This window comes from Niveispirillum sp. (genome assembly GCF_017996735.1).
Classification (GTDB): Bacteria; Pseudomonadota; Alphaproteobacteria; order Azospirillales; family Azospirillaceae; genus Niveispirillum.
This window is the reverse complement of record NZ_JAGOGJ010000109.1, coordinates 1-21,837: the sequence shown is the minus strand read 5'-3', so window position 1 is coordinate 21,837 and position 21,837 is coordinate 1. Positions and strand designations below refer to the sequence as shown.

Annotated in this window: 22 protein-coding genes; 20 read left to right on the top strand and 2 right to left on the bottom strand. The window is 62.5% G+C overall.

Going from position 1 to position 21,837, the window contains the following annotated elements; all coding sequences use genetic code 11:
- Window positions 1–126: 126 nt before the first annotated feature.
- From KBA48_RS24910 to KBA48_RS24845, 14 genes are all read left to right on the top strand, one after another.
- Window positions 127–699, top strand: coding sequence for a phage terminase small subunit P27 family (locus tag KBA48_RS24910; RefSeq protein ID WP_292911413.1), 573 nt, complete (start codon window positions 127–129; stop codon window positions 697–699).
- Entirely contained in the window at window positions 689–2,365 is a 1,677-nt protein-coding gene (locus tag KBA48_RS24905) for a terminase TerL endonuclease subunit (protein ID WP_292911412.1), read from the top strand. The genes KBA48_RS24910 and KBA48_RS24905 overlap by 11 nt, the downstream gene beginning before the upstream one ends.
- Window positions 2,359–3,588, top strand: a complete 1,230-nt coding sequence (locus tag KBA48_RS24900; protein WP_292911411.1) for a phage portal protein — start codon at window positions 2,359–2,361, stop codon at window positions 3,586–3,588. The genes KBA48_RS24905 and KBA48_RS24900 overlap by 7 nt, the downstream gene beginning before the upstream one ends.
- Window positions 3,585–4,328 (top strand): HK97 family phage prohead protease, encoded by a 744-nt coding sequence (locus tag KBA48_RS24895; protein WP_292911410.1) that lies wholly within the window; start codon window positions 3,585–3,587, stop codon window positions 4,326–4,328. Before KBA48_RS24900 ends, KBA48_RS24895 begins: the two co-directional genes overlap by 4 nt.
- Window positions 4,329–4,332: 4 nt before the next feature.
- Window positions 4,333–5,592, top strand: coding sequence for a phage major capsid protein (locus KBA48_RS24890; RefSeq protein ID WP_292911409.1), 1,260 nt, complete (start codon window positions 4,333–4,335; stop codon window positions 5,590–5,592).
- A gap of 74 nt (window positions 5,593–5,666) precedes the next feature.
- Window positions 5,667–6,116 (top strand): hypothetical protein, encoded by a 450-nt coding sequence (locus KBA48_RS24885; protein WP_292911408.1) that lies wholly within the window; start codon window positions 5,667–5,669, stop codon window positions 6,114–6,116.
- 62 nt (window positions 6,117–6,178) lie between these two features.
- The gene (locus KBA48_RS24880) at window positions 6,179–6,637 is read left to right on the top strand and encodes a hypothetical protein (RefSeq protein ID WP_292911407.1); all 459 of its coding nucleotides are present in this window, start codon (window positions 6,179–6,181) and stop codon (window positions 6,635–6,637) included.
- A gap of 15 nt (window positions 6,638–6,652) precedes the next feature.
- Window positions 6,653–7,291: a hypothetical protein gene (locus tag KBA48_RS24875; RefSeq protein ID WP_292911406.1), complete on the top strand. Its 639-nt coding sequence runs from the start codon at window positions 6,653–6,655 to the stop codon at window positions 7,289–7,291.
- Window positions 7,291–7,668 (top strand): hypothetical protein, encoded by a 378-nt coding sequence (locus KBA48_RS24870; RefSeq protein WP_292911405.1) that lies wholly within the window; start codon window positions 7,291–7,293, stop codon window positions 7,666–7,668. Before KBA48_RS24875 ends, KBA48_RS24870 begins: the two co-directional genes overlap by 1 nt.
- Entirely contained in the window at window positions 7,665–8,081 is a 417-nt protein-coding gene (locus KBA48_RS24865; protein WP_292911404.1) for a hypothetical protein, read from the top strand. The genes KBA48_RS24870 and KBA48_RS24865 overlap by 4 nt, the downstream gene beginning before the upstream one ends.
- A gap of 9 nt (window positions 8,082–8,090) precedes the next feature.
- On the top strand, window positions 8,091–8,312 hold the full coding sequence (locus KBA48_RS24860) for a hypothetical protein (RefSeq protein WP_292911403.1): 222 nt from the start codon (window positions 8,091–8,093) through the stop codon (window positions 8,310–8,312).
- Window positions 8,313–8,385: 73 nt separating this feature from the next.
- Window positions 8,386–9,855: a phage tail tube protein gene (locus tag KBA48_RS24855; RefSeq protein ID WP_292911402.1), complete on the top strand. Its 1,470-nt coding sequence runs from the start codon at window positions 8,386–8,388 to the stop codon at window positions 9,853–9,855.
- A gap of 137 nt (window positions 9,856–9,992) precedes the next feature.
- Window positions 9,993–10,412 (top strand): hypothetical protein, encoded by a 420-nt coding sequence (locus KBA48_RS24850; protein ID WP_292911401.1) that lies wholly within the window; start codon window positions 9,993–9,995, stop codon window positions 10,410–10,412.
- A 59-nt stretch (window positions 10,413–10,471) separates the two neighbouring features.
- Window positions 10,472–10,780 carry a hypothetical protein gene (locus KBA48_RS24845; protein ID WP_292911400.1) on the top strand — a complete coding sequence of 103 codons (309 nt, stop codon included), beginning with the start codon at window positions 10,472–10,474 and terminating at the stop codon, window positions 10,778–10,780.
- Here KBA48_RS24845 and KBA48_RS24840 read toward each other — a convergent pair.
- Window positions 10,777–10,941, bottom strand: coding sequence for a ribbon-helix-helix protein, CopG family (locus KBA48_RS24840; RefSeq protein ID WP_292911399.1), 165 nt, complete (start codon window positions 10,939–10,941; stop codon window positions 10,777–10,779). The two genes, KBA48_RS24845 and KBA48_RS24840, sit on opposite strands and share 4 nt — an antisense overlap.
- A 134-nt stretch (window positions 10,942–11,075) precedes the next feature.
- Here KBA48_RS24840 and KBA48_RS24835 point away from each other — a divergent pair, with 134 nt between their 5' ends.
- From KBA48_RS24835 to KBA48_RS24825, 3 genes are all read left to right on the top strand, one after another.
- Entirely contained in the window at window positions 11,076–11,525 is a 450-nt protein-coding gene (locus KBA48_RS24835) for a hypothetical protein (protein ID WP_292911398.1), read from the top strand.
- Between the two features lie 788 nt (window positions 11,526–12,313).
- Window positions 12,314–12,715: a hypothetical protein gene (locus KBA48_RS24830; protein ID WP_292911397.1), complete on the top strand. Its 402-nt coding sequence runs from the start codon at window positions 12,314–12,316 to the stop codon at window positions 12,713–12,715.
- Window positions 12,712–13,638, top strand: a complete 927-nt coding sequence (locus KBA48_RS24825) for a BRO family protein (protein ID WP_292911396.1) — start codon at window positions 12,712–12,714, stop codon at window positions 13,636–13,638. The genes KBA48_RS24830 and KBA48_RS24825 overlap by 4 nt, the downstream gene beginning before the upstream one ends.
- On the opposite strand, the gene KBA48_RS24820 is transcribed toward KBA48_RS24825, so the two are convergent.
- The gene (locus tag KBA48_RS24820; protein WP_292911395.1) at window positions 13,635–14,180 is read right to left on the bottom strand and encodes a hypothetical protein; all 546 of its coding nucleotides are present in this window, start codon (window positions 14,178–14,180) and stop codon (window positions 13,635–13,637) included. The genes KBA48_RS24825 and KBA48_RS24820 overlap by 4 nt on opposite strands.
- 31 nt (window positions 14,181–14,211) lie before the next feature.
- Between KBA48_RS24820 and KBA48_RS24815 the strand changes: the two genes are divergently transcribed.
- The 3 genes from KBA48_RS24815 to KBA48_RS24805 all read left to right on the top strand — a co-directional run.
- Window positions 14,212–14,874 (top strand): hypothetical protein, encoded by a 663-nt coding sequence (locus KBA48_RS24815; RefSeq protein WP_292911394.1) that lies wholly within the window; start codon window positions 14,212–14,214, stop codon window positions 14,872–14,874.
- A gap of 9 nt (window positions 14,875–14,883) precedes the next feature.
- Window positions 14,884–21,324: a hypothetical protein gene (locus KBA48_RS24810; RefSeq protein ID WP_292911393.1), complete on the top strand. Its 6,441-nt coding sequence runs from the start codon at window positions 14,884–14,886 to the stop codon at window positions 21,322–21,324.
- 3 nt (window positions 21,325–21,327) lie between these two features.
- On the top strand, window positions 21,328–21,837 hold a 510-nt coding region (locus tag KBA48_RS24805; RefSeq protein ID WP_292911392.1), incomplete at its 3' end, for a hypothetical protein.

Sequence of the window (21,837 nt, the reverse complement as noted above, 5' to 3'; positions counted from 1 at the left end):
CCACCCGACCGGGCGGGGGGTAGGGGGGTGAAATGTCTGGGACCTTTAGGGGCCGGACCGTATGGGTAAGTCAATTTTTGTGTGCGCGGAAATCAGAATTCTTTTTTCTTCGGCAAGGGGTTAGCGATGGCACGGGGACGTAGGCCGGAGCCGGCGGCGGTGAAGATCGCCAAGGGCAATCCGGGTAAACGCCGGGTGGCAGACGCGCCTGACCTGGGCGCGGTGGGGGCGATCAAGCCGCCGGCGGCGATGGGTACGGGTGCGCGCAATATCTGGCGCGACATGGCGCCGGAACTCCAGCGCCTGAAGTTCCTGCGTGCCACCGACGTGCAGGCCTTTGCCCGTTACTGCGAGCATCTGTACGACTGGTGGTCGCTGACCAAGTCCATCCGCAAGGATGGACGGAAGTATCTGGCCAAGAGCGACCACAATCCCGAAGGCATCTGGAGAACCAACCCGGATGTCCGCGATCGTGAGCGGGTTGAAAAGCAGCTGGTGGCGCTGGAGGACCGGTTTGGCCTGTCGCCGGCTGCCCGTCAGCAGATCCTGCAACGTCTAGCCTTAATCGGCGCTGGTGCCTTGCTGCCCAGCGCAGCGCCGTCCGGTGACCTGCTGGATGGACAGCAGGCCCACGATGTTCCGCCCCCCCCGCCGGCGTCACCCATCGGCATGCTGTCCAAGCCGCGCAATGTCCATTGACACTGTCGCCTCCCCCCGCAAGACCCCGCCGATGCCGTTGGGCGGGGAAGCCATGGGCGCATGGTTCGACCATGACGCGGCCGATGCGGCGGTGGATTTCTTCCACACTTACCTCTGTCACACAGAGGCGGAATGGTACGGCAAGCCTTTCCGGCTGGCGCCCTGGCAAGAACATGACATCATCCGGCCTATCTTCGGCTGGAAGCGCGCCGACGGCACACGCCTAATCCGGCAGGCCTATATCGAGATTCCGCGTAAAAACGGTAAAACGGAACTGGCCGCCGGCGTGTCGCTGCTGGCCCTGGTCGCTGACGGTGAACTGGGCGGCCAGGGATACTCGATGGCCAAGGACAAGGATCAGGCTAAGATCGTCTTCAACAAGGCCGGCGTCATGGCGACACTGAACCCGGTCCTGTCCGATCTGGTCGAGGTCTACAAGACGTCACTTTACTGCGGTGAACTGGCCGCCAGCTTCAAGCCCCTGTCCAGCAGTCCGGGATCCAAGCATGGTTTCAGTCCCAGCTTTGCTGTCGCTGACGAGTTGCACGAATGGCCCGACGGCGAGTTGCATGATGTCGTGCATAAGGGTACTGCAGCCCGCCGGCAGCCCCTGGAGATCCTGATCACCACGGCGGGTCAGCCAAATGTCGGTTACGGTTGGGAACTGCACGAGTATGCGGAGGAGGTGCAGAAGGGCAATGTCATCGACCCGACCTTCCATGCCGTCATCTATGCCGCCGATGCGGAGGATGACTGGACCAGTCCGGAAACATGGGCCAAGGCGAACCCGAACTATGGCGTCAGCGTCAAGCCAGATTATCTGGCGTCAGAGGTCGCAAAGGCGCGCGGCAATACCCGCAAGCAGGGGGATTTCAAGCGGTACCACCTGAATATCTGGAATGACCAGGTGGCTGGCGGCCTGCCCATGGATGAATGGGACGCAATGCCTGTTCGATCCGTGACGCTGGAGACCTTGAAGGGTCGTCCCTGCTGGGGTGGGTTGGATCTGGCCAGCAAGTACGATCTTTCGGCTCTGGTGCTGGTCAGCGCGGATGATAATGACGGCTATGATGTCTGGTGCCGGTTCTGGATGCCGGAACACCGGATCCGCGAGCGCTCCCGCGAGGACAAGGTCGATTACGATAAGTGGATGGACCAGGGCTGGATCGTCGCGACAGAGGGCAACGTCATCGATTACGACGTCATTCGCGGCACCATCAGCGGCTGGCGACCGGAGAAGGAGGCCCTGGCCGAGATGGTCGAACGGCTTTCGGGCGGCGCCAACATATTGCGCGACGTGCAGTTGGAAGAGCTGGCGATCGACGAATGGAACGCGGTCCAGTTGCTGACGCAGTTGAAGAACGACAAGGTCAATTGCTTCTCGTTCGGCCAGGGCTTCAAGAGCATGTCGGAGCCATCGAAGGAACTGGAACGGCTGATCATGGCGCGAAAATGGAACCATGGCGGCAACCCGGTCCTGCGCTGGATGGCCGGATGCACCACCTATATGGCTGACCCGGCGGAGAACGTGAAGCCGGTGAAGCCAAACCGCAAGAAAAGCAAGAAACGCATCGACGGTATCGTTGCCTCCACCATGGCTCTGGGGCGGGCCATGGTGAAAGACCCAGCGCCTCAACCCGAACAAGTCTGGGCCATCGCATGCTGAACCGCATCAAGGCCCTGTTCGGGGGCGGGGAAGCCAAGGATGTGTCGTTCGCGCAATCCTGGATGGATGCATTTTTCGGCGGTGGGGAGACGCTGTCGGGGGAGATCGTGTCCACGCACAGCGCGGTGCAGGTCACGGCGTTCTATCGCGGGATGATGGTGATCGCCGATGGTCTGGCGCAATTGCCGCTGGAGCTGTACCGGAAGACCGGGAATGGGGTGGAGGCAGCGGAAGATGAGGACCTGTATGACCTGCTGTCCTGCAAGCCCAATGGGTCCATGAACGGGGCGGAGTGGGTGCATACAACCGTCATGCATGCTGTCGCGACGGGTAATGCCGTGTCGTGGCGGAACGTCGTGAATGGAGAGTTGCGGGAACTGATCCCGGTCAAGCCCGAATGCACCCAGATCGAGACCCGCTCTGACCTGGACATGCGTTACACCCTGACCCTGGAGAATGGTCGTCAGATCGTGTGCGGCCGTGATGAGGTGTTCCATCTGCGCGGGCCGTCATGGAACGCTGTGCAGGGGCTGGACCCGGTGCTGCTGGGTCGAGAGGCGCTGGGGCTGGCCCAGGTAATTGCCAGGGCGCAGGCGGCATCACACAAGAACGGGGTCAAAGGATCGGCCCTGTTCACATTGGAAGGTAATCACAAGCCGGATGATCCGTCGGTGAAAGCTATCCGTGAGCTGATCCAGCAGATTTATTCAGGTGCCGACAATAAAGGAAAGGCTATTCTGGCGTCTGCCGGGCTGAAATTCCAGCAACTTGCAATGAACAGCAAGGATAGCGAGACGCTGGACACCCGCAAGTTCCAGATCGAGGAGATTGCCCGGCTTCTGGGTGTCTTTGCCATCATGCTGGGCCATGCGGGTGATCAGTCGCCCACCTTTGCCAGTGCTGATGCCTTTTTCGAGGCGCATGTGCGCTACACCTTGCAGCCCTGGATCGGCAGACTGCTGGCAGCGTGCAATGAGCAGTTCCTGACCCGTGAGCAGCGGCGGGCGGGCATGAAGTTCCGGATGGACACAAGTGAACTGATCCGGGGGTCGCTGAGTGATCGGACGGAATATTACAAGGCCGCCCTTGGCAATGGGTCACAGCCCGGCTGGCTGTCGCCGGAGGAGGTGCGGGTGGACGATGGCTGGAACCCCGTCGGCGACCCTCGCATGTCCAGGCCGTGGCATCCCCAGACGAGTTTCATGGATGGAGCAAGACCATGAATTACGGTTGCTTCAGGGTCGATCTGACCGAGCTGAAATTCAGCGATGAGAGACCCGCGGGGTATTTCGAGGGCTATGGCGCCGTTTTCGGCAATGTCGATGAAGGCGGCGATCTGATCGAGGTTGGTGCCTTCGGTAAGTCCCTGACCGAGTGGGCGGTTAAGGGTGGGATGCCGTCCATGTATTACAATCATGATCGGGGCGGCGGAACCATCGGCGTCTGGGAAAAGATGTCCGAGGACAGCTTTGGTCTGCATGTGCAGGGCCGTTTGATCGGCCTGGATACAGATCCCGGGCGGATGATGCACGCGCGGCTGCGCGAAGGGGCCATCAAGGGCATGTCCATCGGGTACCGGGCCTATCCAGGGGGCGCCAAAATGGGGAGCGGACGGGTTGGTGAACCCCGCCGGTACCTGAAAGCGCTGCACCTGAAAGAGGTGTCATTGGTCGACAACCCGATGAACGAACTGGCGCGCCAGAATTTCGTGAAGGGACTGGACCTCCAGGCGCCGGATATCGATCCGCGCCTCTGGCGGACCATCGAGGCGGAATTGAAGTCCGCCCCCTTCAATCTCTCCAACGCCGCCGCCGTGAGGGCGGTTGGCGTCATCAAGAAACACCTGCGGGACGCAGGTGTCCATGAGGCTGATGACACCCTTCGGGATGACGGGAAGTCGGCAGAAACGGCCGAGGCGCTGGAGCGCCTGGCCGACCATATCCGATCCCTGACGAAAGGTTGACATCATGAGCGACGAAACCAAGGCAATTGAAGGCGTCATGACCGCTTTCGAGGAGTTCAAGGCCACCAATGACAAGCGTCTGGCCGAGATCGAGAAGAAGGGTGCCGCCGACGTCCTGATCGGTGAAAAGCTGGACAGGGTGGAAAAGTCCCTGGCCGGCTATGAGGGGCTGAACCAGAAGATCACCACGGCTGCGCTTGAATCTAAGAAGGCGCTGGACAAGGCGGATGCCGTGGAGGTGAAGCTGTCGCGCCTGGGTGACGGCCGCAAGTTCGACCCGCTGGAACTGAAATCCAGGGTCAATGACTGGGCCCGTGCCGTCGTGAACGCCCATACGATCGGTATCGTCAATCTGTCGGCGGATGAGCAGAAGGCCCTGTCTGACACGGCGGCGCAATACAAGGCGCTGGCGATCAGTCCGGACAGTGCCGGCGGCAATCTGGCCCCGGTGGAATATGTTCGCGAGATCATCAAGGGCGTGACCGAGGCAGTGCCGTTCCGCAGCGCGGTGCGTACCCGCACGACCGCCAGCAAATCGATCCAGTTGCCCAAGCGCACGGGCCAGTTCGCGGCGCGTCGTGTCTCCGAACAGGGCAGCAGGTCGGAAACGGATGGGCTGGCCTATGGCGTCGAGGAGGTGGCATGTCCGGAAATGTATGCCCTGATCGACATCACGCAGCAGATGCTGGAGGACAATGCCTTTGACATGGAGGCTGAAATCCGCACCGAGGCCGAAGAACAATTCTCGGTCAAGGAAGGGCAGGAATTCGTTTCTGGTTCCGCCAGCGATGAGCTGGAAGGCATCCTGATCAATGGTGCCATCGGGACGGTTGTTTCGGGCAATGCCAATTTGATCACGGCTGATGGCATCATCAACCTGCAGTACGGGGTCAAGACCGCCTATGCCCGGCGCGGCGTTTTCATGCTGAACCGTCCGACCATCGGTGGCATCCGGCGTCTGAAGGATGGTAACGGGCAGTATCTGTGGATGCCGGGGATCGCCAATGGCGTGCCCAACACCATCAATGGCGCGTCCTATGTCGAGGCGCCCGACATGCCGGACATCGCGGCCGGCAAGAAGCCGGTGGCATTCGGTGACTTCTACCGCGGCTATACGCTGGTGGACCGGATCGCCATGGAGATGCTGCGCGACCCCTATACCCAGGCGACGACGGGCAAGGTTCGCTTCATCTTCCGCCGCCGCGTCGGCGGCAAGGTCACGCTGCCCGAGGCCATCAAGACCCTGACCATCGCCGCCGCCTGATCCTGGCGCCGGTAACCAACCATCATGATGGCGACCCTTGCGGGGTCGCCATTTTGCGTTTCACGGAGAACATCATGGGCATCACCAGCCTGAAGGAAAACGCCAAGGCCACCCGCGTCATGAACCGTGGGGCGGGTGCGGCGTCGGCCACGCCCACCAAGGGCACGATCATCGATATGCAGGGTTATGAATCCGTCCTGTTCATCGCGGCCCTGAATGACGTTCTTGACACCTCTGCCGTCGCCCTGCGGGTGGCGGGGGGTGATGTCAGCGACACGGCGCAGATGACGTTGCTGCCGGGTTCCGCCGGCGGTACAGCCGGTGCCAGTGACTACGACAACAAGCTGCTGATCCTGGATGTGGAGAAACCCACCCAGCGATATCTGGAGGCGCAGCTTTTCCATGTGACGGCCAATGCCCCGTTCGACAGCGTGATCGCCATCCAGTATGGCGCCCGGTCCACGCCGGTCACTCAGGGCAGCACGGTCAAGGCGGCCACCACGCTGGTCAGTCCAGCCGCCTGATCCGCCAAATACCCTTCCGTGCCTTGTGCTACGCCGGCGACGGCGGCAACCAACGGAGATGAATGATGTATCAGCCTAAGACCTATTTTGAACAGGGTGGCGACACTTTTGTCGTCGCTGCCGGCGGCACCTTGCGTATTGAAACCGGCGGCGCCGTGCAGGCGCCGTCTGGCGCGTCCCTGCTGTCCTATGCGCTGCCCTTCGACATCGCTGATGGGTCGGCGGATGCCACCTATTATATCCCGGTGCCGTTCGCGGGAACGTTGACCGGCATCATTACGGCCATCGACGGTGCTGTCGGGACCGCCAATATTACCGTGACGGCCAGCATTGGTGGGGTTGCCGTCACCGATGGGCTTGTCACCATTGCCACGGCGGGTTCGGCGGCGGGGGATTTCGACAGTGCGTCGCCCAGTGCGAACAATGTCGTGGCGGCGGGAAGTGTCGTGGCCCTGGCTGTGGCCGGCGGTGGGTCGGGTAGCAGCCCGCGCCTGCATGGCAGCCTGATCATCACGCGCTGACGGGCGGCCAGGGCGATGGGCATCCTGACCATGATCACCCCGGCCCCGGACCTGGGCCTGCTGTCCGTAGCGGAATTGCGGGCGGCAGTGGGTCTGGCGGTGGATGATGACAGCCGCGACGCGGACCTGACCGTCCTGGGTCTGGAGGTGGCGGGGCGGATTGCGTCCTTCTGCGGGGTGGCGCCGGCGGGAAACGCGCCGACCACCCTGCGGGAGGAGGTGGTGGAGGAGGTATGGCGGCTGGGCCGGCCTGTCGCATCCCTGGTCCTGTCGCGCCGGTTCGTGTCGGCGGTGGAGTCAGCGACCGTCGGTGGGGTGTCGGCAGACACGGACCTGCTGGAACTGGACGGGCCGGCCGGGTTGTTATCCCGGCTGGATTCCGGTGACAGATATTGCCGCTGGCCGTGCGGGGTGAAACTGACCGTGCGCTATCGTGCTGGGTTTTCCACGGTTCCGGACGATCTGAAGGCGGCGGGGAAGGATCTGCTGCGGCTGATGGACAGCGGTGCTGGTCGCGACCCGCTGTTGCGGGCACGGCAGGTGGATGGTGTCGGCCGCGATGAATTCCAGATTGCCAGCGGCATGGTGATGGATGGCGGTCTGCCGAAAGACATCGCCGACCGCCTGTCGCGCTTTGCCACGGTGGCCATCTGATGGACGCGAGAGCCATGGCCCAGTTCATCGATCGGTTTTCGGCAGCGGAAATGGTGGTGCTGCGTCGGCAGACCGCCGTGTCGCCGCAGACATGGACCGATGTGCCGGTCAAGGCGCGGGTCCGCCAATATGGCGCCGCCGAGCTGGTCGCTGGCATCGCCCAGGGAGATTACGAGGTGATCGTGGCGCATCAGACGCTGGAGACTGCCGGGTTTCCCGTGCCGCCCCGGGACGGGGACCGTGTCGTCATCGGCCCCACCATCATCGATGGTGCCTATGTTCCAGGGTCCGGCAGTATCCTGACGGTGCGGCATCCGGGCGACCGGGGCGGCAATATCGGATACTGGATGCAGGTGCGTGGGGGGGCGGCACGATGACAAGCCTTGTCGTCTATGATGCGGTGCGCGCCCGTGTTGAGGCGGAATGGACCCGCACGCCCGTGGAATGGCCCAACGAGCCGGTGACCCTGCTGCCCGAAGGGACACCGGGATTTGACGGGTGCTGGATCGCCCTGGAGTTCGATGGGCGGCTGTTTGGCCAGTCCAGCATCGGCGCGCCGGATGATCAGCGCTGGGATGAGGATGGCACGATCTGGGCGCATGTCCTGGCGCCGGTTGGGTCCGGCGAGCGCCTGATGCGCGGTCATGCCGTCGCCTTTATCGATCTGTTCCGGGGCCAGGAAATCGGCGCCATCGAGTTCCAGGATTGCGAGATCGGCCCCGGCGGGGCCGATGAAGACGGGTGCTGGTGGCGGATATCCGCCCGCATCGATTTCACACGCCAGACGTAGGAGGTTGCAATGTATGTCGTGAAACAGGGTTTCAGCACCCAAAGCCGCCGGTTTTCACCGGGCGATAAGGTGGAGGGCCGTGATCTGGACGGGCCTGTTCCCGTCCAGCGCCGGATCGAACTGGGGCACATTGAGCCCTTTGTAGAGCCGGAGCCGGTGGATGAGGCCCCCACGGATGGAGCACTGCCATCCCGGCCGCGCAGGGGCGGCGGTCCGGCACCGGCCCCCTGATCACTCCGTTCCCCCATCAGCAGCCGCCCCCACGGGCGGCTTTTTTCATGCCGGCTGAAAGGAGCCGTCCATCATGACTGACAGCAATCGCCTGCGCCTGACCGGTGTCCGGCAGAACACATTCGGGGTCACCCCGAATACGCCTCGCATGCGCACCATGCGGGTGACCGGGGAGGGCCTGTCCTATAAGCCGGTGTTCGAGACGCCCGGCGATATCCGTCCTGACCGCATGAATGCGGACCCGATCAAGGTCGGTGAAACCAGTAATGGGCCCATCAATTACGAGCTGCATTACCCGGTGCCGTCCAGCATTCTGGCCGAAAATATCGCCAGTGCGTTCCAGGCCGACTGGGTGGACACGCCGACCCGCGACAATGACGGCACGGCGGACAGCGTGATTACCGATATTGGCACCACGGCCAATACCATCGCCTTCACCACGGGAGCATCCTATGTGGTCGGCCATCTGGTCCGGACCAGCGGCTTTGCCACAGCCGGTAACAATAGCCTGTTTCCGGTGACCACGGGTGGCGCCACGAGCCTGGTCAGTTCCGGTGCCAGCTTCACCGCCGAGGCGGCCCCGCCGGCGGCGGCGCGGGTGAAGGTGGTTGGGTTCCAGGGCACGTCCGGCGATATCACGGCGGCGGCGGGCGGTCTGGCCAGCACCACGCTCAACTTCACCACCCTGGGCCTGTCGCCCGGACAATGGATCAAGATTGGCGGCACCGGTGCTGCTTTCCGGTACGCCACCGAAGCGCTCAACACTTTGGTTCGCGTCACGGGCGTGGCGGCAAATCTGTTGAGCCTGGATAATCTGCCGTCGGGATGGACCACGGATGCCGGCACGGGCAAGACAATCCGTGTGTTTTTTGGCGACAGGATCAAGAACGGGACCGCGTCCATCGCCCTGACCTTCGAGCGCGGGTTTATGGGCCAGGGCACGCCCGGCTATGTAGTCAATGAAACCATGCAGGTCAATCAGTGGCAGCAGCAGGTGCAATCGCGCCAGAAGGTGACCGGCAGTTTCGATTATGTGGGCCTGACGGGGTCGGTGTCGACCACCAGCCTGGATAGTGTGCCGGATGATGCGCCCTCCATCGCCGCCTATCCGATCATGGCGGCCGGCGCCAATGTCGGGCGCATTGCCGAGAATGGGGTCGCGCTCACCAGCCCGAACTGGGTGAAATCGGCCAGTTTCACGGTGAATAACAACCTGCGGACCAAGGAGGCCGCCGACAGTGTCGCGTCCGTGGATATTGGCAGCGGGGAAGCTGCCATGACGGTGAGCCTGGAGACATATTTCGGCAGCACGACCCTGTATGCCAAGATGCTGGCCGGGACGGCGACCAATGCCAGCTACCGGGTGATCAAGGGCAATCAGGCCATGGTCTTCGCCTGGCCGCGCCTGACCATCACCGATGGCAGCCCCAATGCCAGCGGCAAGAACCAGGATGTCATGCTGCCCCTGACCCTTCAGGCGAGTTACGACAGCCTGACCGGTGCGCAGATGACCTTGGACCGCTTCGAATATTACGAGGCCTGACCAGACCCCGCGACCAACGGGTACCAGGCTGCCGGCAACGGCGGCGATGACGGTTCGCGCGAGCCGGGGCGGGGGTTTGGTCGGCCCCCGCCCGCTTCGCGATCATGTTTCGACCAACGACCAGAAGGAATGAGAGCATGGCCAAGATCGGCAAGGCCCGGCGGGACACCGCGCGTATCAAGGAAGGGGAATGGCGCCGGCTGTTCCTGGATAGTGACCCGGAAAAGGATGGAAAGATCCTGACCAAGGGCTACACGGACGCGTATCGCGATGCGGTGGCCGATCGGGTGCGGCTGGCGGCGGAGATCTATAATGGTGACCGCAGCAAGATGCCCGTTTCCGCTTCCCGCCATATCGATATCGATATGCATTGCACGCATCTGTTCCTGGATGTGAGCAATGTCCAGGGCGATGACGGCAAGGACCTGACATTCACGCAGTTCTGCGACGTGCTGCGCGATCCGGATTATCTGGAGCTGTGGCACCTGGCACAGGCGGCCACGGCCAGCGTCGGTCGCCGCGCCGAGGCCGACCGGGAGAGTGCGGAAAAAAACTGACAGAGGCCCTGCGCGCGTTCCTGGATGGGCGCAGGGCAACCGCCGACTGGCTGTCCGAGGTGGCAAAGGAGGACCCGGAGGCCGCCGCCTTTGCGGCCCAGGCAGAGGCGGTAACGATCAACCTGGATCCCGGCTGGAACTGGATCTGGCGGGCCTGGCGGCGGCTGGGTGCGGAGAGGCAGTGGATTGCCGGCGGCATGGGCCCGTCCCAGCCTGCCGACATCCCCTGGACCGCCGTCATGGCATGGGCTGAACGCTACGGGCTGGGGGAGGTGAAGTCTGAACTGCTGGACCATGTGATTGCCGCGATGGACGCGGTCTATCGAGAATGGTGGGCGGAAAAGGCAAGCCGGAAGGAGGCGGGTTAGGATTGCTCGGGTGGGGGAAGATAACCTTTTTCGGTCAGCCAGGATTTCAGGATGCGTTCAACGAGGGATGACACGCTGCGGTCATCATCCTTGGCTGCGCGTTCAAGGGCTTCTTTGAGGTCCGCTGAGACCCTGAAAGATAGTGCGGTCTGCTTGACCATCTCACACATTCTCACACATCAGTTGACGTGTAAGATTATCTCATACAATGTGTGAGGCGCACAAGCGGCCCGGCAAGGAAGTTCCATTTCCCTGCCGGGCCTGACCACATCGAACCTGAAAGGGAGGTCCGGCGATGGCTGACGGACTGAATAGCACAAGGATTGCTCGGCGGCATCTGCTGGGCGGTGTGGCCGTGATGGCCGCGCCCACCTTGCCGGCGGTGGCGGCTGGGGATAATCGGCTGTTGATGGCGTATGATCGGTACACGGCGTTATCACGCGCCATGAACTATCTTGAATCTCCGGTCGGCATTTCCGCCGTAGAGGAAGAGCGGATAGCCGATGAAAGATTTGAGGAAAGCCAGAAATGGCTGTCGATGCTGTTATCCGCCAGCCCGCAGGGGCCGGTGGGGGCTGCGGTTCTGGCCCTGACGGCAATACGCCGGTCTGACGCCGGGATCTGTCAGCGTAGGTGGCATCATGAGTGGGATGGTTATAGCCGACCCATAGATGCCGTTATGGAAGAGACGAATATCCTGCTGTGGAATATCGCGGACTGGGGTCTGCGTCATCGGAGCGTGTGATTATGAGCAACATCATTCCGTTTGCGTTTGAGGGTGCCGATGTCCGCGTCATAACGCCACGGCATGGAGGAGATCAAGACCGACCTGCTGGACCATGGAATCCAGGCGATGGACAAGGTCTATCGGGATTGGTGGACGGCGAAGGCGACGGAGAAAGGGGAGGGGTAGCAGCATAATTGCTGCACAGCGTCTTGGTACCGTCGGCTTTCATTTCACAGACCTGCCGGCTTTCCGGTGCGTCTATGCCATAGAGGCGGATGCGCTGGCCGTGGATTTCCAGCGTGTCACCATCGATCACGCTGGCGGTGCCGGCGATGGTGGTTGGTTGGGCTGCGGAGGATACGGGAGTCAGGAGGAGGGATAGGGCGAGGATGGCAAGGCGCATGGTTGGCCTCATCAGTTAATTAGGCCGGTATCATCCATCTATCTCCCGCCTAAGTCGAGCGGGGCGGAGCGAGAACAATTCACTGGGCGGTCGGTGGGGGCAAGTAGCCCTTTTCGGTTAGCCACTCCCTCATGCCTCTGTTGACTATCCAGGGGAAGGAACGGTCCTCAGCTTCAGACAGCTTCTGGATGGCCTCCAGGATATCTTCATCGAATCTGATGTTGCGGGGGGTGGACTTGCTCACGGCTTCACCATGCTACAGACAGCTACAATCTGTATTGACAGATAACGTAGTGGAATGTAGCTAATTGGAGCGTTCATGGCAATCCATGAACGGCCCGGCAGGAAAGTTGCAGTTTCCCACCGGGCCTGACCACATCGAACCTGAAAGGGAGGTCCGGCGATGGCTGACGGACTGAATAGCACATTATTACCTGTGCCGCCCATTGTGGCGGTGCTGTTGGGGTTGCCCCGGTCGGATGTTGAGGTGGCGGTAGAGGCGCTGATTGCGCATCTGGATGCCATCGACGGTGATCCCGACCTTGAACCCGAGGTCGATTGCTGTGACGGGCATGATGATATCGGCACGGCCAGCGGCCTTTCCCGGCTGCTGGCCAATGATTTCTGTCCGGGGTCTGATGAAGACGCGGAACAGGACAATGAAGATTGCTGCCCGGCGGGCGATGATTGTGGTGTGCCGCGGGGATATCGACCGCCGGTCCAGATCCTGGCCCGGCATGACCTGTCGGGCGGTAATGGTCAGCGGGTTTACCGCCTGCGTGATGGAAAGGTGTTGGTGTTATGAGCAACATCATTCCGTTTGCGTTTGAGGGTGCCGATGTCCGCGTCATGATGCGCGGGGAAGCGCCATGGTTCGTTCTGGCCGATGTCTGCCGGGTGCTGGAGATCGGCAATCCGTCTGATGCAGCCAAGCGGCTGGATGACGACGAAAAGTTAGCCCTCGACAATGTCGAGGGTATCGCGGTGGCGAGGGTCCAGAAGTTCACCATCATTAACGAATCGGGACTTTACTCGCTGGTGATGACCAGCCGGAAGGATGCGGCGAAGCGGTTCAAGAAGTGGGTGACGGCGGAGGTTCTGCCGACCATCCGCCGCACGGGCCGTTACGAGATGCCGGTGACGGCCCAGGCGACGGCGTCGGTGTCGGTATCCATGCCGGCACCCGCACCTGTGCCCGTGAAACGGGATATCCTGTCGTCGCGGGAACGGAACAGCCATATCGGTCTGGTCAAGCTGGTCAATGACCTGTTCGGCCCGGAAAAGGCGGCGGCGATCTATCGTGCATCGCCGCTGCCGCAGGTGGATGGGGCGGTGTCCCCGCCGGCGCTGGACATTGCCGAAATGGATGGGCCGGGATGTCTGGCCCATCTGTTGCGGACCAAGGTGGCCCGCAGCAATCTGACCGTGGCTGATATGGTGCTGGTGGCTCGGCGTGATCCCTACACCCGGTCGCGGCTGGCCGCGACCGGGGTTCTGGTCAATCCGGAAAACTGGGCGCACCATGTCGCCATCGCCAACCAGAATTGCCGGCTTCAGTACGTGTTTACGGACACGGCCTGGGCTGTGGACTGGCGTGCCGCCTTGATGACCCTGCCGGGTGCCCAGCCCAGTCCGGGCGTGATGGGCTTTGGTGGGCCGCCCTGCGGTGCCATCCTGTTGCCTTGGGATGTGTTGGAATTGTTCATGGGGCAGAGAGTCGCGGCTTAGGTCCGGTCTGGATATTTGTCGTCCAAAAAGGCTTTGGCGGCCTCTGCATCGTCAAATTTCTGTCCATCAACCAGTGCGGGGCCTTCGCGTGTTATCTCCACGCGGCGGCCCCGATGGATGAACCAGCGGTTTTCTGGTTGTGGGGTATAGGGGTCCCGGCTGGGCTTGTTTGCGTCGGTTTGGGATTTCTCCCAAAGGTTTACGGAGGGAAGCGTGCCGGGTTGATGGTTGCTGATAACGGTGCTGTTGCGGATCTGGAGGGACGCCTGGATCTGAGACAGCAGCAGGATGATACGACCAAAACCAACAACGGCGATTCCGGATGTAGTGCCGGCAAAAAAGCAGGCGAAAGCCATAAACTTGGAAAAGCCCGGCATTGTCAGAAGGGTAATGGCAGTGATAGCGCTGAGAATGACCGTCAACCATCCGGTTGCGGAGAGGAAGCTGGCAACGCCTTCGTTTGACATGGGTTCGCCCGTCGTAGGGTTGAAAGCATAAAGCGTATCAGAGTTGTTGATATCAATCGACAGGCCGCCCGGCATCGCCGTGGCGGCCTTTTCATTGGAGGTTGCGTTGGCCCGACAGATCGCCCTTCGCCGCACAATCGAACTGTTCATCGAACAGGAATTGGCCCCGCAGGCGCAGTCCGCGCGGCTGGCGGCCTTTGCCCGTGCCAGCCTGCGAGAGGTGATCGAGAGCGGGGAAGGGAGTCCCGCCTATCAGCGGTTTGTGGATGGCAGGCAGGGGGTGGATGAGGAGAGTGTCGCGCCGGGCGGAGTGATCCTGTACCGGTTTGCGCATTGGGCGGCCATCGTGCAGTTCGCCATCAGCTTTTTGCGGCAACGGTCACAGAAAGCCGGCGGGGACTATGCTGAAGGGTTCTATGCCGCGTTTTTTACCGGGGCTGAACAGGCGCGCGGGCGGTTCGTGCCGATAGCAGAGGTAAACCCGGTCATGGTAGGGCCGGGGGTGGTGCGGGTCATTTTCGGCAATTGGCTGCCCTGGTCGCGCAAGCTGGATGTGCAGATCGCTGGAAAGAAGCCGATCCGATTTCGGGTTGCGCCGGGCCTGTTCGATGATTGCGCCAAGGAAATCAACCGGCGTTTCGGCGCGCTGGTTGATGCGCGCCGTCAATATTCCGTGGACCTGGGTGCGCGCCGCTGGGTCGCAAAGACCGGGCCGAGGCGTGGCAAGCCGGTCGAATCCCCGGCCATCGTCATCACCATGAAGCGTTGAGGTCCGACCATGGCATCCATCCAGCGGGTCCAGCAGTTGCGGGTGACCGGGTCGCATGAAAGCGATGTTGCGCAGGGGGCAGCCAAAGATGCGGCGGCGTTGCGCGATATGGCTGATGCCGCTGATCAGGCGGCGGCGGCGGGTGAGAAGCTGGGCCAGAAGGCGCGGGTCACGAATGAGGAGTTGCGCCGCACCGATCCGACGCTGGCTGCCATCAACAAAAAGATCGATGAAAATACGCGCCTGACGGCAGAGACGGCGCGGGCCCACGCCGTTTATGCCAAGTCCGTTAATGAAGTGAGGGGCGCGCAGCAACAAGGTCTTCTGACCGCAGAAGAGGCGACGGAGAAAGAGCGGCGGCTGGCCGTGATCCGGGACAGCGCCATTGAAAAGGCGACAATCCTGGCCGGCCGCATGCGGGAACAGTTCACGGCCGCCGGGATCGCGAACCAGAACATGGCCGACAGTGCCAGCAGCGCCTATCAGCAGCTGCTGTCCAGCCTTGACCCCGTCATGGCGCAGCAGCAGCGGTATCAGGCAGAACTGAACAGCGCCGTCGCCATTGTAGACGCCGCCAATGTCAGCGAACAGGAACGGGCACGGGTGCTGAACCTTGTGGCCGCTGCCTATGACCCGGTGACGATTGCTGCCAATAAGCGGACGGCGGCGGCCGAGGCGGAAATGGTGGCCCTTCGCCGGTCCATCGATCTGGCGCAGGAAGAAGTGCGGGCGCGGGCCACACAGGACAGGTACAATGCCGAGTATGCGCCGGGCCTGACCGGCAGTTCATCGGCCCGCGACAGCGCCGGCGTCTTCGCCGAAGAATTCGCCCGGCAGGACCAGTTGCAGCGCGAACTGGCCGAGACGGCAGCCAAGGAACAGGAGCTGATCGCCACGCGGGAACGGCTGCGGGCGCAATATGATCCGATCTATGCGGTGCAGCAGCGCTACGAGCGGCAGTTGCGAGACATCTCCACGGCCCTGGAAATGCAGGCCATTGATGAGAGGATGGCGGGAAGGGCAAAGGCAGCGGCAACGGCCGATTATCAGCGACAGAGACAAGAGCTATCGAGTTTCTCGGCGGCTAACGATGTTGCGCGTGGTTCGGTCGGACGATTCGGCGTGATTGCCCAGCAGGCCGGCTTTCAGGTGCAGGACTTTTTCGTTCAGGTTGCATCTGGGCAATCGGCGCTGGTGGCATTCGCGCAACAAGCGCCTCAACTGCTTGGCGCTTTTGGCACGATCGGGTCGCTTGCTGGCGCTGCGCTTGCCATCGGTGCTGTCGGACTTCAGTTGGCGGGCGTGGCGGGGAGTGCCAACGCTGCCTCCGTTGAAACCTCTGCGTTTGATAAAGTCATGGGGCCGCTGACCAGAACAATTGATGATCAGTCGAATAGCCTTAAAAACCTGATTGAAAAATATAATGAAGCGAGTGAATCGCAAAAAATACTGACACGTCTTAAGCTCTCTGCGTCAATTGTTGAAACTACTGAGAAGCTTGAGAAGCAGAAAACTGCTTTTGATGATCTTATTCAGTCGGCCCTCGCCGCGCAGGAATTCCAAACGACTGCTGGTAACGTCCCGATTTCGGCAGCGAACATCGTCAAATTCGGGCGTCCGGATTTTGACATCCAGCAAACGCCTAATTTGGCCACGGATCCCGTGGTGCAATTGGGCCTGCAAGTGCGGGAATTACGCAAAAATGGCGATTTCGTCGGCGTCACTGACTTGATCTCTAAATTTGGAAAGGCAGGCGAAGAGGCTGGACGGCAGTTGCTGGACACAGCAACCGCCGTCTCTGATCTCACTGATCAGAACACACGAGCGGCAAGCTTCCTGGAACTTGTGAAACAGGGCCTCGTCAAAAACTACTCTGCCACCACCGATGCGGGTCGAGCGGCGGACGATTACACAGAGACGCTGGCGGGGTTGGCCGGTGAGCGCGCCTGGATCGAAGCGGCCAGACAGGGTGAGGGGGCGCTGCGTGATCTGGCGCGGCAGCAGGCCATCAACACGGCCGAAACCAAAGTTTATCAAGCGGCCCATAAGCAGGCGATGGCTGACGGAGTGGTTTCGGCCCAGGAACTGGCAGAAATCACGCGTGTGACGGCGGAAGCCGGTGACCTGGCTGCTCAGCGCTTCGACCTGGAGGCCACCCGCAAGGGTGCCTTTGGCATGAAGGAGATCGCGGCGGCGACGCGGGCTTATAAGGATGAGCTGGAGGATGTGAACCGGTTCCTGGCTGAACAGGCCGGTGGTGTGACCGAGGCTGAAAAGGCCTATCGGCCGTTCGCGGCGCAGATTGAAAAGATGAACGACCTTCTGGGCCGCAAGGGCCTGTCTGATCCGCAGAAAGAGGAAATTTTCGGCAGGATTGCGCAGTTGGAGACGGCGGGGGCGATTGCGATGGATCAGGCCGCCAGTGACGCAGAACGCGCGCACCAGCAAAGGATGGCTGGCCTGGAGGCGGAAACCTCCGCCATGGAAGATCGCAACCGCATCGCCATTCTGGAGCGCGACGGCACCTATGAGGCGCGGCGCGCCATCAATGACCTGAACACCACCCGCGCGCTGGCCAGCAATGAGGTGGAGCGGCAAGGCGCGGTGGCAGCGGCCATCCGCCGGGGTGAGATCGAGGACCTGACCCGCATCAACGAGCTGTATGGTCGCCGCGCGGGGGCCATCAAGAGTGCGGGCGATACCGCCAATGACAATATCTATGCCGGAGAAGCGCAGCAGTTCAGCCAGTTCGTGCAACAGGCGCTGGTGGATGGCTCTGTTGATGCCAGCTCGATCATTCGTTCCGGAATCGCCAGCGCACTCGACCAGCCCCTGAAGGATTTCTACAAGGATTTCCGCCAGACGCTGGAGGATGCAGCACCCGGCATCGGGAAGATCATCGGCGATAGTCTGGTGGGCAGTGCGCTTGGCGATCTGGTCGGGAACCTGCTGGGCCGGGATGGTGCCCAGAACACCAACGCCAAAATCGGCGGTGCCATCGGTGGGGCGGTCGGCAACTTCCTGCCGGGTGGCAGCAAGGTCTGGTCATTCATCGGCAATGTCGTCGGTGGGCTGTTCGGTCCGGGCAAATCCGACGCCACGGCCGGTGCCCAGATCTATACGCGTGACGACCGGGTGCAGAATTTCGACACGTCCGCGTCGAAACAGGATGCCGGCAACATGTCGGCCCGCGATGCGCTGGCCGGCAGCGTCATGCAATATACCAACCTTCTGGAAAGCATCGGCGGCAAGCTGTCCAGTATCGTGGCGATCGAGGTGGGGTCGCGGGATGGCAATCGCTGGCGCGTCACCGACCCGAACGGCCAGATCGTGCGCAGCGGTGTGACGGCGGTGGGGGATGTCGAGGGCACCCTGTCACAGGTGCTGTCGGCCATCACCGACACCCTGACCGGCATTCCGGACACGCTGAAGGCGCGGTTGCAATCGGTGGATTTCAGCGAACTGTCGCTGGCGGAATCGGATGTCAATTTCATCCTGTCCTATGATCTGGCCATCCGGAAGATGTCCGGCACGTTGGAGGGCGGGGCCGATGCGGTTGAGGCGGCCCGGCAGCAAGTGAAGGACCTGCGCGGTGAGGTGGAGGATTTCAGCGCCACCGCGACCCGGCTGGGTTTTGACACGGCCACCACGGCCGATGCGCTGCGCGCCCAGGTGGAGCGGTTTGCGGGCATCGGCCAGACCGTGCCGCAGATGACGGAGGTGGAGGTGCAGGTCGCCGCCCTGCGCGCCGCCTTTGCCGAGCTGGGGCCGGTTCTTGAGCTGGTGGGATACAGCGCCACCGAAGCGGCGGCCGCTGTGACCCAGGCAGAGGAAACCCGCATGGCGGGCCTGCGGGCCGATGTGTCCGGCCAGCAGGATCGTGCCTATGACAGCCTGATCGGCAATGGCTATCTGAATGATATCCGCGACCTGATCAGCCAGCGCGACAAGGATATCCGCGATGCGCTGGCGGTCGGACTGACCGATGCCGGGGCACAGCGCAATTTCGGCGCTGGCCTGTCCGGGGTTCTGACCAGCGACCTGCGCGCGGACCAGTTGCAGGAGGCAATCCGGCTTTTTGGCGATATCCCGGCGGTGGCGGCGGCGGCCAATGTAGCGCTGGCCAATCTGTCCAGTGGTATCGAGGAAACGGCCAGCGCTGCCCGTAGTGCCGCCGATATTGCCAGCGAGCGGGCGGGTCTGGAGGTGCGGTTGATGGAGTTGCAGGGGGACAGTGCCGCCCTGCTGACCCGGCAGCGCGACGCCCTGGATATCAACAACCGGGCCCTGTTCGATCAGGTGCAGGCAGCCCAGATCGCTGCCGACACGACGCGCGAGCGGCAGGGTCTTGAGGAGCAGTTGTTGCGCGCCCAGGGTGATGTCGTGGCGTTGCGCGATCGGGAACGGTCGGCGCTGGCCGAGAATAACCGCGCCATCTATGACCAGATCAAGGCGCTGGAAGATCAGGCGTCGGCGCTTGAGGCGACGACGCGGGCGGCCAGCGTGACGGCGGGGCTGCAAGAGCGGCTGCTGACGGTACAGCAGCGCAACGACCCTGATGCGGCCATCCAGGCGCTGTACCGGCGCCAGCAGGCGGAGTTCGCGGCGGGACAGGCGGCGGGATATTCGGCTGAACAGCTTGGCCTGCTGACACGCGCGCTGGCCGGGGAGATGGTCGACGCTGTTGAGGATCTGAATGCGCAGACACAGGCGACGGCCGATCAGTTGCAGATCCGGCTGTTGCGGGCGCGGGCCGCTGATCCGTTGTTGTCTGAGGTAGCGCGCACAGCGTTGGAAAGTCAGGCCACACAGATCGAGCGGGCGCGGGAATTGGCCAGTGCCGGCAATGACAATGTCGCCGCCATGCTGCGGGCCATTCATGCCGCCGATGATCTGGCCAGCGCCAACCGGGCGCAGGCCGATGCGGCGGCAGAGGCGGCGCGGCAGGCCGAAGAAGCGGCGGCAGCTCTGGACCGGATCCGTGGCATCGGGGGCAATATCCGGGGGTGGGTCGATCAGGCGCGCGCCGGCGGGATCGAGAATTATCTGTCGCCCGCCGAACAATTGACCAATGCCCGTAATCAGTACAATGCCCAACTGAATCTCGCGTCGGCCAACGATAATACGGCGCTGGGTGCCATCACCGGTTATGCGCAGCGTTATGTCGATGCCCTGCTGGCCAATGGCGCATCGGGCACCGATACCGATACGGCCATCAAGAAAGTCCTGGCGCAATTGGATGCGCTGCCCGCCGTCCGCAGCTTTGACCAGCAGCAGATCGACCTGCTGGGCCAGATCCGCGACGCGACCATAAAGAGCGGGGCGGATATGGCGGTCGCCGTGTCCCGCCTGCCCGCAGGGGCCAGTGCCGCACAGATCGCCGACGCGCTGTCGCCCTATTTCGGCACGCTGGACAACAATCTCGATGGGATGATCAGCCTGTCTGAATTCAAGGCGGCGATTGCCCCGTTGGCTACCGATGCCGTGGCGGCGGCCTGGTTCAAGGAGCTGGATGCCAATGGCGATGGCATGCTGTCGCGGCAGGAGATCGCGAATAAAAACATTGCCAGTTTGGCTGAGGCTGTTTCCCGCTTGCCGGCCGGGGCCAGTGCCGCGCAGATCGCCAGCGCGTTGGCGCCCTATTTCAGCACGCTGGATAATAATCTGGACGGGATCATCAGCCTGTCAGAATTCAAGGCAGCAATTGCACCGCTGGCCACCGATGCTGTGGCCGCCGCCTGGTTCAAAGAACTGGACGCCAATGGGGATGGCATGCTGTCGCGTCAGGAGGCGACGACGCGCGCCACATCCGGGCTGTCAGGGGGGAATGGCGGGACGTTGCAGGCGATCAGTGATCTTGCCTATGGTGGCAATCGCGACCGCATTACGATCGGGGACGCCATCGTCAGGCAATTGGGGACGGTTGGTATCCTGATTTCGGACGGCAGCCAGCGCCTGTCCAACCTGCATCGGTGGCTGTCGGATGTATGGGTGGTCATGTCCGGCCTGCTGGACAAGACCAAATATAACACGGCGGAGACAGCGAAGAAGCTGGGCGGTGGCTATGCCTATGCCGGCGGTACTGATTACCATCCTGGTGGCTGGGCCATGGTGGGTGAGCAGGGCCCCGAGCTGGCCTTCCTGCCGCAGGGGGCAGCCGTGGCGACGGCAGCGGAAAGCCGGGCGGCGCTTAACCGTCCGCGATCCGTTATGATGCCGGCGCCGATGCCCGCTGCGAACCACAATGCCGCCGCCGATCCACGGATCGCGGACGAAATCAAGCGGCAGAATGCGCTGATGGCCGAACAGAACAAACTGCTGGCCGAGCAAAACCGTCTGCTGCGCGGGCAGGGCGAAACGCTGGACGACATCGCAGACAGCAATGCGCGCATGGTCGATAATCGGCTCCGCCCGATTGTCGGTCGCCGTGCCGCGGCGATGGGGGGCTGAGCCATGGCATGGTTGTTTCGTGCCCAGCCCTACAGCGCGGCGGCGGGGGCGGTGGTGCCGCTATATCTGTCTGATGTCGGCTTCATCACGGAACCCGCCGACAGCCCGTCCAATACCTATTGGGACCGGCGTCTGCGGGTTGCGCTCTCCCTGCGCCGGGCGCTGTTCGCCGCCGGCGATGTGGGCGGGCGGTCGGAGATCGGTGGTGGCGCCACCGTGGTGGAAAACCTCGATGGCGCGCTGGATGGCTGGGGCCAATATGATTGGGACGGCCGGCAGATCGATATCTGGTACAGCGCCAAGGACAAGCCGCACTGGGCGGATTTCGGCCTGGTCTGGAGCGGGACGGCGGACCGGTTTGTGCCCGGCGGGGATGAGGTGCGGGTCGAGTTGCGGGACCTGTCATTGCTGCTGGAGCGGTCATATCAGGTCAACCGTTTCGCGGGCACGGGCGGGGCGGAAGGGTTCGCGGAACTGGCGGGGCGGCGGAAACCGCGCGCCATGGGGCGGCCC

Excerpts from the sequence above, each read along its gene's own strand:
- KBA48_RS24895 (WP_292911410.1), top strand. The coding sequence starts at position 3,585 with ATGAATTACGGTTGCTTCAGGGTCGATCTGACCGAGCTGAAATTCAGC.
- KBA48_RS24820 (WP_292911395.1), bottom strand. The coding sequence starts at position 14,180 with ATGCCGGGCGGCCTGTCGATTGATATCAACAACTCTGATACGCTTTAT.
- KBA48_RS24840 (WP_292911399.1), bottom strand. The coding sequence starts at position 10,941 with ATGGTCAAGCAGACCGCACTATCTTTCAGGGTCTCAGCGGACCTCAAA.
- KBA48_RS24875 (WP_292911406.1), top strand. The coding sequence starts at position 6,653 with ATGGGCATCCTGACCATGATCACCCCGGCCCCGGACCTGGGCCTGCTG.
- KBA48_RS24855 (WP_292911402.1), top strand. The coding sequence starts at position 8,386 with ATGACTGACAGCAATCGCCTGCGCCTGACCGGTGTCCGGCAGAACACA.
- KBA48_RS24900 (WP_292911411.1), top strand. The coding sequence starts at position 2,359 with ATGCTGAACCGCATCAAGGCCCTGTTCGGGGGCGGGGAAGCCAAGGAT.
- KBA48_RS24890 (WP_292911409.1), top strand. The coding sequence starts at position 4,333 with ATGAGCGACGAAACCAAGGCAATTGAAGGCGTCATGACCGCTTTCGAG.
- KBA48_RS24810 (WP_292911393.1), top strand. The coding sequence starts at position 14,884 with ATGGCATCCATCCAGCGGGTCCAGCAGTTGCGGGTGACCGGGTCGCAT.
- KBA48_RS24865 (WP_292911404.1), top strand. The coding sequence starts at position 7,665 with ATGACAAGCCTTGTCGTCTATGATGCGGTGCGCGCCCGTGTTGAGGCG.
- KBA48_RS24870 (WP_292911405.1), top strand. The coding sequence starts at position 7,291 with ATGGACGCGAGAGCCATGGCCCAGTTCATCGATCGGTTTTCGGCAGCG.
- KBA48_RS24880 (WP_292911407.1), top strand. The coding sequence starts at position 6,179 with ATGATGTATCAGCCTAAGACCTATTTTGAACAGGGTGGCGACACTTTT.
- KBA48_RS24850 (WP_292911401.1), top strand. The coding sequence starts at position 9,993 with ATGGCCAAGATCGGCAAGGCCCGGCGGGACACCGCGCGTATCAAGGAA.
- KBA48_RS24885 (WP_292911408.1), top strand. The coding sequence starts at position 5,667 with ATGGGCATCACCAGCCTGAAGGAAAACGCCAAGGCCACCCGCGTCATG.
- KBA48_RS24825 (WP_292911396.1), top strand. The coding sequence starts at position 12,712 with ATGAGCAACATCATTCCGTTTGCGTTTGAGGGTGCCGATGTCCGCGTC.
- KBA48_RS24905 (WP_292911412.1), top strand. The coding sequence starts at position 689 with ATGTCCATTGACACTGTCGCCTCCCCCCGCAAGACCCCGCCGATGCCG.
- KBA48_RS24835 (WP_292911398.1), top strand. The coding sequence starts at position 11,076 with ATGGCTGACGGACTGAATAGCACAAGGATTGCTCGGCGGCATCTGCTG.
- KBA48_RS24860 (WP_292911403.1), top strand. The coding sequence starts at position 8,091 with ATGTATGTCGTGAAACAGGGTTTCAGCACCCAAAGCCGCCGGTTTTCA.
- KBA48_RS24910 (WP_292911413.1), top strand. The coding sequence starts at position 127 with ATGGCACGGGGACGTAGGCCGGAGCCGGCGGCGGTGAAGATCGCCAAG.
- KBA48_RS24830 (WP_292911397.1), top strand. The coding sequence starts at position 12,314 with ATGGCTGACGGACTGAATAGCACATTATTACCTGTGCCGCCCATTGTG.